At 72.8% G+C, this 3,092-nt stretch carries 3 protein-coding genes and 1 pseudogene; 2 read left to right on the forward strand and 2 right to left on the reverse strand.

Annotation, left to right across the window (positions count from 1 at the left end; genetic code table 11):
* Positions 1-1,014, reverse strand: a 1,014-nt coding sequence (locus FL311_RS42225; RefSeq protein ID WP_141333259.1) for a serine/threonine-protein kinase, incomplete at its 3' end; no start/stop codon positions are given.
* Between the two features lie 103 nt (positions 1,015-1,117).
* On the opposite strand from FL311_RS42225, the gene FL311_RS42230 reads away from it, so the two are divergent.
* Positions 1,118-2,251 carry a PEGA domain-containing protein gene (locus FL311_RS42230; protein WP_141333260.1) on the forward strand — a complete coding sequence of 378 codons (1,134 nt, stop codon included), beginning with the start codon at positions 1,118-1,120 and terminating at the stop codon, positions 2,249-2,251.
* On the forward strand, positions 2,248-2,892 hold the full coding sequence (locus tag FL311_RS42235) for a hypothetical protein (protein ID WP_141333261.1): 645 nt from the start codon (positions 2,248-2,250) through the stop codon (positions 2,890-2,892). Before FL311_RS42230 ends, FL311_RS42235 begins: the two co-directional genes overlap by 4 nt.
* Before the next feature lie 3 nt (positions 2,893-2,895).
* Here FL311_RS42235 and FL311_RS44630 read toward each other — a convergent pair.
* Positions 2,896-3,092, reverse strand: a pseudogene (locus tag FL311_RS44630) (AAA family ATPase); the annotation flags it as partial.

Consider the following 3,092-nt stretch of genomic DNA (forward strand, 5'->3'; position numbering starts at 1 on the left):
GGGCGGGACAGGGACGGCCGTGATGCTCCTGTCGGTCGGAGCGACGACCCCGTCGAGCAGTTGCTCCACTTCCAGGAGCGAGCCTGCCCATCCCGAAGCGGGGCGTTCCCGGGCGGCTTCCTTCTCCTGGAGTCGCGCCAGCCAATCGCCCAGCAGCACGCGCCCGGCGCGCCCGGTCCGCTCCGTGAGCGCCTCGCCGAGCGCCTCGGCGAACTCCGCCGCGCTCTGGAATCGCTGATGTCGGGACCTCTTGACGGCTCGCGCGACGAGCGCGCGGACGTCCTCGGGGAGCGTGTCCGACAGCTCCAGCTCCTTGCCCGCGAGCAGGTCCGCCATCCGGTCCTCGTGCGCCAGCGGGCTATACCCCGTCAGCAGGGCGTGCAGCACGCACCCGAGCGCGAAGAGGTCCGAGCGCCCATCCATCTCCCCCCGCGTCAGTTGCTCCGGTGGCATGTACGCCAGCTTGCCCTTCGTCTGCCCCGCGAGCGTCCGCTCCTGCCGGTCCCTGGCCAGCGCGATGCCGAAGTCCGCCAGCTTCACGTCTCCGGTCCAAGACACGAGGATGTTCGAGGGGCTCACGTCCCGATGTACGATTTGCAGCAACTGCCCCGCCTCATCCTTCGCCGCATGGGCATACTGCAGCGCATGGGCAACCTCGGCGCAGACGTGAAGCACGAGCTCCACCGGAAAGGACTCGTCCACCGCGAGCCCCCGCTGGCGCAACCGCTCCGCGTCGAGTCCGTCCACATACTCGAGGACCTGATAGGGGAGGCCGTCCGTCACGCCATAGTCGAGGATGGACAGGATGTTGGCGTGGTGCAGGCGGCTCGCGATGCGCGCCTCGTCGAGGAACATCCGCGCGTGGGACGCATCCCGCTCATGCTCGGCCACCAGCCGCTTGATGGCCACCCGCCGCGCGAACCCGCCTTCACCTGTCGCGCTCGCCTCCCAGACCTCGCCCATCCCGCCCTGCGCGAGCTGGCGCACCAACCGATAGCGACCACCCCACTCCACGCTGTCTCTCCACCTCTGGAGGCTCGCTCCGGTGAGTCCGTTCGAACCTTCGTTATACCTCCGCCGCGTGGGGGCCTCCCGCCCGAGATTCTCTCTTGGATGGGTGCTCCTGGTTCTCTGGGGGAGCGGCGCGTCCGCGCTCGAGCCCGCCGCCGCGCGCCCCGCGGTCACCCTCTTCGTCGTCGGGGACCCCGAGGCGCGCGCCTCCGTCCAGGCCTGGGCGCGGCAGGGGGCCCCGGGCGTGCCCGTGACGCTGCGCCTCGCCGAGCTCCCCGCGGCCACCGCCCGACCCGGAGGGGAGGCCCAGCTCCTGGAGGCCGAGCGGCGCCTGCAGCAAGCACGGCGGCACTACATCAACGCCGAGTTCGCGGACTGTCTCCAGGACGTCGGCGATGAGGGCGGGCTCCCCCGGGCCCTGAGCCAGGGGCGGCGCGAGGTCGCCGCCCGGTGGCTGCTCTGGCAGGTGGCGTGTCATCTGGGCCTGGGGCGCGAGGAGACGGCCCTCCAGGCGGCCTCCGAGCTGGGCGTCCTCGGGCTGGAGCCGCCCGCGGACCTCGGCGTGCTGCCTCCCGAGGTGGGACGCGTGCTCGTCGCCGGGGCGGAGCAGGGGGCCGCGCGGGGGCGAACGACGCTGCGCATCTCCGCCGACTCCGGCCCCGCGCGAATCTCCCTGGATGGACGGCTCGGGGTATGCACGGCGCCGTGCTCACTCGAGGTCCTGGAAGGGCGGCACGTGCTCCGCGTCGATGCAGAGGGGCGACATTTCGCGGTCCAGGTCGTGTCGGCCAGGGGCCCCGAGCTCCCCGTCGCCTTCACCACGGTGCCCGCCTCGCCCGAGCTGGCCGCCGGCCAGTGGTCCACGCACTATGGTGACTCCTCCGCGAACCTGGACTCCGCGGGCTCGCTGAGTCTGCTCTCCACCGCGCTCCGGGCGCCGCGGCTCGTGCTGCTCACCGCCGAGGCCGAGCAGGAGGGCGTCCGGTTGCGGGGCGCGCTGGCCCTGCATGGGCGCGCGGCGGCGCGGACCGAGCGCCGGGGGGACGCGCGGGCCCTCGACGCGACGGCGGAGGGCGTCCTGCGCGACCTGCTCGTCCAGGGCCGCGTCGTCGAGCCCGCTCCGGCCCTCTACCAGCGCAGGGACTTCTGGATAGCGGTGGGGGTGGCCGCGCTCATCGCCGGCGCCACCACCACGGCCCTGCTCTGGCGGCAGCCTGTCCGCACGGAGGTGGGATTTTGAGACGACACATCCTCGCGGGGCTGCTGGCCTGGGGGCTCTTCACCGGCTGCAACGAGGTGCGGCAGGTGCGGCTCACGTTCGGCGCGGAGGGCGAGGGACTCGACGGCTTCCTGTGCCGGGAGGACGACGGCGCCTACCTCCTCTCGCGGGCACTTCCCGCCGGAGGTGGGGACGTGCCGTCCTCGCTCGTCATCGACTTCATCCGCCTGGGGGGCCTGCCGGGGTGTCGTTCGGGGCAGCTCGTCAGCTGGTGCGCGGAGCATGACTGCGCGGTGATACCCGGGCACCGCGTGTGCATCCCCGCCCCGCTGCCCGACATCACCGACCTGCCGCGTCCCGAGGCGCGACAGGTGATTGGCCAGGCGCTGGGCAGCCTCTCGGGGGCCTCCGTCTCCAGCGAGGCCCCGGAGGAGTTCGTCATCGTCCGCGCCACCGCGACCCTCCAGTCCTGCGAGGAGCTGGCGGCCAGCGGCGGTGGGGCGGCCCTGCGCGAGGAGGCGCTCGTGGGGTGCGCCTACAGCTGCCCCGTGGCGCTCAACGCCATCGAGGGGGACGTGTACCTGGGCTTCGACACGCTCACCGAGCAGTGCGCCCAGGGCGTGCGGGTCTGCGCCTCGGGGGACTTGCACTGGAGGCCCTGAGCCTCAGCGCAGGTGGTGCCGGTGGAGCAGGTCGATGAGGTAGCTCCTGTCCATCCTCGCCAGCCGCGCGGCGAGGGAGATGTTGGTTCCCGCGCGCTCCAGCAGGGCCTTGAGGAACTGCAGCTCGAAGTCCTCGAGCACCTTCTGGCGTGCCTCCCGGTAGCCCTGCTCCAGGGGGACGGCCACGTGAGGGGCCGGGG

It is taken from the genome of Myxococcus sp. AB025B (genome assembly GCF_006518215.1).
In the GTDB taxonomy this organism is placed as follows: Bacteria; Myxococcota; Myxococcia; order Myxococcales; family Myxococcaceae; genus Myxococcus; species Myxococcus fulvus.